Source organism: Methanobrevibacter sp. (assembly GCF_045541095.1).
Classification (GTDB): Archaea; Methanobacteriota; Methanobacteria; order Methanobacteriales; family Methanobacteriaceae; genus Methanocatella.
On the sequence record NZ_JAZQIJ010000230.1, the window covers coordinates 1 to 5,943 of the forward strand.

5 protein-coding genes are annotated in these 5,943 nt (G+C 31.9%); all 5 read right to left on the reverse strand.

Annotated elements, in window-relative coordinates:
* Positions 1–459: 459 nt before the first annotated feature.
* A complete protein-coding gene (locus ACKI2P_RS09835; RefSeq protein WP_407377247.1) occupies positions 460–642 on the reverse strand; it encodes an SWIM zinc finger domain-containing protein in 183 nt (60 codons plus the stop codon).
* 333 nt (positions 643–975) lie between these two features.
* Complete coding sequence (locus ACKI2P_RS09840; RefSeq protein WP_407377248.1) at positions 976–3,054, reverse strand: helicase C-terminal domain-containing protein; 2,079 nt, start codon at positions 3,052–3,054, stop codon at positions 976–978.
* Positions 3,055–3,330 carry a hypothetical protein gene (locus ACKI2P_RS09845; RefSeq protein ID WP_407377249.1) on the reverse strand — a complete coding sequence of 92 codons (276 nt, stop codon included), beginning with the start codon at positions 3,328–3,330 and terminating at the stop codon, positions 3,055–3,057. It abuts the gene before it with no gap.
* 176 nt (positions 3,331–3,506) lie between these two features.
* Complete coding sequence (locus tag ACKI2P_RS09850) at positions 3,507–3,854, reverse strand: hypothetical protein (protein ID WP_407377250.1); 348 nt, start codon at positions 3,852–3,854, stop codon at positions 3,507–3,509.
* Positions 3,855–4,051: 197 nt separating this feature from the next.
* Positions 4,052–5,943, reverse strand: a 1,892-nt coding sequence (locus ACKI2P_RS09855; RefSeq protein WP_407377251.1) for a 3'-5' exonuclease, incomplete at its 5' end; no start/stop codon positions are given.

The window sequence follows — 5,943 nt, forward strand, 5'->3', positions numbered from 1 at the left end:
ACATCCATATAAACACCACAAATATTTAAAATTAATTATATATTGTGTTTAAAAATATTTAAAATTTTTTAGATGAATCATTATTTTTTGATTTTAATCAACAGATACGGTCAATTAAAACTTTGCACAGTCTAAAAAGCATATCATACTGTCCCAGTTCCATCAGATCATTAAATTCAGTTCGATAAATTTTAAAATGTTAAAAGAATCCTAAATGAATTATGTAATTTGGAGATGTAGTAGGCCTCATCAAGACCATTGTCCTTGAATATTTTAATTTATTGGGCAAAACCGTATTTTTTTGAAGTTCATTGGATAGAAATTCTATCAGTCACCATAGGTGCATCTTGAGAGAACCTCTTCAAAATCACGTTGTCTCATTATTTCTGGATGTTCATCGAGGTAATATAAAACTACTGTAAATGTTTGCAGTTATCATAACATTCAAAATAAGGACGGTCACAAACATTGAAGTAATGTGTGAATCTTTAAAATTAATTCAATGTTATATGTACGCGAACCTTCAACCTGAGCTTCAACATGTTGTGGAGAGGAATCATGAATCCTTACATCACCATATTCATAATAATCAAGTCCGCGTGATAGGATTTTACCTTCAAAATACGATTTCCAGTTTTGCATGAATTTAATTTATAATAAAACTTATTTAAAGTAGTTGGAAAATTTTTAAGCAGATACAATTTGTTATTTTGAATTTCAAATTCCGGATTAAAATCAAAATTTCCATAAAATAGTTATTAATAACTGATAGAGGTCATTTATCTTAAAATTTAAATAATATTAATTTTAATATTCTATTTGGAGGTACAAACCTCTATTATATAAATTAAAGTTAATCAATATCAAGGGTTAGAATTGTAGCATGCCTACAATTTTGATATTGATTATATTATTGCACTATTAACTAAAAATTATCACTTCTTTTAAAATTCAATTTAAGAGTTAAGTTTACTTTTAATCTCTAGTTATATTTATGATTTTATCTGCTAAAGGTACATTTGAAGCAGATTGGTTTCTTTTTGCCATGCTTCTTTTTTTCATGAATTCAGATTCAAGATTACTCATCTGAGATTCACAGTCAAAATATCCTCTGCCGTCAAGTAACTTTAAACGTTTTTTGAAATTATCAATAACATTTTCAGTTGCATAGATTCCTGATTTGAAAAATTCAATGATGGTTTTTGTTTCCTCTTCATACATATCTAATTTATCATAGGCCTCAGCCAGTTCCAGATAAGGATAATAGTCATTTGCAAATAAATCATCATGAAGCAAAGTCTTGTAGAATTTAATTGCATTTTCATAATCATCTTTATCAGATAGGGCTTTTCCTTTCCTTATTAATTCATATTTCCTTTTAAATAAGGCATCTTCAATAATCTCATCTGAGGTATTAATCCGCACATATTCATCTATTGCTCTTTTAAATGATTCCGGAATGAATGGATTGTCAAAAACATAACTGATAAATCTGCTGTCAATGAAATATGTCCTACAGAAGTCTTCATTATATCTCATTCCACGGCCGTGAGTTTGAACCAAAGCCAAAGATGTCTTGTAGTTATACCATTTAGGGTCTATTTGAGCTCTAAGGGCAGTCTGTTTGTCTCCCAAATCAGGATAAGGTATTTTATAGATTATCTGGAATCTGCATTCATCACCCGGAAGGTCAACACCTTCGTTAACTGATGGTGATACCAAAACTAAAGGTTGTTTTGATTTTTTAAATTCATCAATTATTTCTGATCTGTCTTTTGTATCATGAAAAATGAACCTGTCTGTTTTTATGTTTGAAATTAGAAAATCCCTGCACTGACCGCTGATTGTGTGGATGATGCCCTTTTCATTTTTGTGTTTGTCTAAAATATCCCTGATTGTATTGATTGTTCTTGGAGCGCTGTCTTTTAGATGGTCTTTTGACATGTTAAATCCGGAATAGGTTTTTATCGGATTTCTTTTAATATCAAAAGGGCTTTTTCGCCTTATTGCATATATCTCATCGGGTGAAATTCCAAGCCAGTGTGCAAAGAGTCTGTAATCTAAAATAGTTGCGCTCATAAATAAACAGACTTCACCGTATCTGAAAAGAGTATTTTTGGCGTAGGTGTCAATTTTCAATGGCTTGAACTGTGCGATTTTATTGTTTTTGTCATAGTCAAAAATCCACATGCTTGGGTCAATGTTAATCTGGTCCAGGAATCTCCTGCAGTCATTAATCTGCATTTTGATAAACATTATCTTTTCAGACAGTTCTGGCTTGTTCAGGTTTTCAATTTTGGAAAGTTCCTGTTCGTATTTGGTTTTGATTTTTGTAATGAAGTGAATCCAGTCATTGTAGTCCCCTTCATTTAATTGGTTTACGAGTTCCTTTGAAAGGTTGACTTTAAGATATTCCTTTAAGTCATTTCTTTCAAATTCAAGAGTCAGCTGGTTCATTATCATGCTTTCGATGTTGTGGGCCTCATCGCAAATCATAAGCTCCCTTTTGAAAAAATCATCAACATAATTGAGCTCCAGAAACATGTAGGGGTAATTGGCGATTGTAACCTGTGAGTTCATGGCCTGAAATTTTTGGAAGTAATATTCACATGTGTTTTCCTTTGTGATTTTGTTGTTTGAATGATTATTAAGAGAATATTTACATTTATACCCCTCAATTACACATCTTCCCAAATCACAGCTTTGGTGAACTCCATCTTCTAAATACTTTTTACATTGAAAATTGGATCTTCCTTTAACCAATTTAAATCCTAAATCTTTAAAATCATTTAAATATTGGTCCTGTAACTGTTTAGTGATGGTTAAAATGTATGATGAGTCAAAAATCTGAGCTAGAGTTGCAGCTATTGCTGATTTACCTGTACCTGTCCCAGCCTCAAGGACTATGTATTTATATCCTTTTTTGATTGCTTCCATTATTTCTGAGATTGTTTCAAGCTGGTATTGTCTGGGTTTTTCGAATGGGAAGTATTTTTGTGATTTTTCATCGATTTTTGAATAACTGCTGTATGTCCAACTCATTTTAACACTCATCTAAAAATTTCTTAAAATGTTTGACTTTAACATTACTGTCTCATTATCTGAAATATAATTGATAAATGCTCCGTCTAAAAGAAATGTTTTTTCAAGCGGCACTTTAAATGTGATACTTTTAATTCCACCAATCCCGATTTGGCCGAAATTATGTGAAAAGAGATTGGAATAGGCAATTGCATCTTCAATATTGTGCTCTGATTTATTTTCAACAATCCAACATATGTCTGCATGGTTTTTCCTGATTGAAATGAGATTCTGTGTAAATGATATCATAAGTTAACTATAAATTAACTATTAAAATTATCTTTTCCAAGAGCATTTGATAAGTAATATTGCTTAAAAAATAGTTAAATATTTCCACTTTCACAAAGCAGAAACAACTTTAAAATTATTTTTTACAGATTTTATTTGAACTATTAGAAAAATCACCAATCTTTGGCATGCTGATTTTAATCAAGCAGATTGTCCAGATATCTCGGAGGAAGATTGCTTAAAAATGGATTTTCCCTGAGCTCTTCCAGTTTTTCCTGACGGTTTAGAGATTTATCCGGAGAAGGTTGTTTTGTTTTTTTATCAATATCTAAAGTAAAAACACCTTTGAGGTTTAATTTCCCACCTTCGTTTTGTCTTTTTTCAAGTTCTCCTTCAAGATAGTTGAGCTCAGAATCTGATTTAGCACATCTTCCAGTGCAATCGCCTTCAAAAGTACAGTCATAGATAACAAAATCAATATTATTGTTATCAGCAATTTTTTGTCTAATCTGATTAATTAGTATGCATTTGTCTCTACCGTTCATTTTATTCCTCTATTTCACATAGTTTACAATTAAGATTGAAATGCAATATTATCAACAATATATTCAATATACAATTTATTGCTTTGCATAATCATATGATAATCCTAAATATCATGTGATAACTTTAATTATCATCATCTTTGAGATTAAACTTATATATGGCTGATTTGTCCAAAATATTATTTTCAAATTAAAGTTTAAACCACTTTAAATTCATTTGATTTACAAATCATTCTATATGAACAGTAGTCGCAGTCTTTTAAATCTTTTGAAAACTCACCATTTTCTATTTCAACTGCAACTTCTTCCAGTCCCCTAAGCTCATTTGCCATAACTTCCTCGTTGATTTCAACTTCATGGCGATAATCACCTAAAACAAAATGGATAATAGCTTTTTTGATTGTGTAATCCTTAAACTCTTCCAGTTCACTTAAAGCGGCCGCATAAATATAAGACTGTTTGATATATCCATCTACATGATTTTCATCATATTCGGCATATTTGTAATCCAGAATAACAATTTCTTTTTCACCAGTCTTATAAATTAAATCAATTGCACCGTTTAACAGATATTTTCCTTTATCAATTTCAAACGGAAGTTCAGCAGCAAGAACATCTCTATTAACTGAATATTTATTATAATAATCAATTACATTATTTTTAAACTCATCAAACTCTTGCGGATTTTCTTCAATATCAAACATTGACATGTAAACATCACGGGTAATATGTGACAATTCCTCACCATTTAGCTTAATACCATCTAATAGTTTCAGATTGCATTTCTCCATTATTTCATGAAATACTGAACCCCTGTTTGCATACTTGATACCTGGCCTTGTAAATCCTAAATTATATCCTAAATCATACTTTAATGGACATGATTTGTATTGTGTGTATTTAGAATAGTTTAAAACAATCTGCTCGCTTTCAGAAGCATCATAGGATTCATGAATTTCAACCTGACTTAAATCGTCCATTGTAAACGGAACTGTGCAGTCCTGAATCGCTTCAATTTGTGCTGGCATCTCACCGATTGTTGATAAAATAAGTAAATCCGCAGCCCGGGTCATTGCAACATATAAAACCCTTTCTTCCTCCTCATCATTAAGACGGTTTTCCTCTTCAATGGTTATTGTTTTGCGGACAAGTTCACCATTTTCATCTTCCTTAAGAATTGTTTTATAATCAAGACATTCATTTGGAGTGTAGAATGTATCATTCGGGAAAATGTAGTCCTTTTCACGGTTAGGATCTCTGGAAACCATAGGAAACTTGTCCTTTTCAAGTGATGTAATAATAGTCACCGGAAACTCAAGACCCTTGGCGGCATGGATTGTCATCATCTGAACGCCTTCAACCGCTTTTTGATAGGATTCATAGTTTTTAATGGAATTTGCAATGAAAAACACTGCTCCTCTTAAATCAGTTTCAGATATGAATGATTCATAATTGCTGATTGTCTGGGTAATTATTGCAAGGTTGGCAATTTTGCTGTAGTTAGCATCAACATCACTAAAGAGATCTCCAAGAGAAATCAGCTCGTAGAATACTTCAAGAATTGCTGGAGGCTCTTCAGATTCAATTTCTGATTTGATTTCATCCAGCTTTAAAAAGAAATCCCTGTCATTTTCATGGACTTTTTCAATGTCAATTACTGGCAACTGGAGGTTTTTGAAGATTTCAGTGAGTGTATCGGCATCTTCGTTTTTCTTGACATTGTGAACAGCTCTTACGGTACCGTCACCACGGCTTTTTCTTACTTCATTTTCAATTCTTAAAATTTCACTGTAATAGGAATCCTGCAGCTCACAAAGATATGATTTAGTTGAATCTTCAAGTGACCAGAATACAGGTTGGAAGTATTCACCGCAAAATGCTTTAAGGTTCATTTCATTTAGTTCATCTTTAGATGGAACATAACCTAACTTTGTGTTTCTAGATAGATACCACATCAAAGTTATGATGGATTTGACCTCATTCTGCTCGGCCAGGTCGGCCTGACCTCTTACAGAGTATTCAATATCATCATCATTTCTGAATTTTTCAATCAGATTGGCGACAGTTTTGTCTGAATGCTTTCTGTATA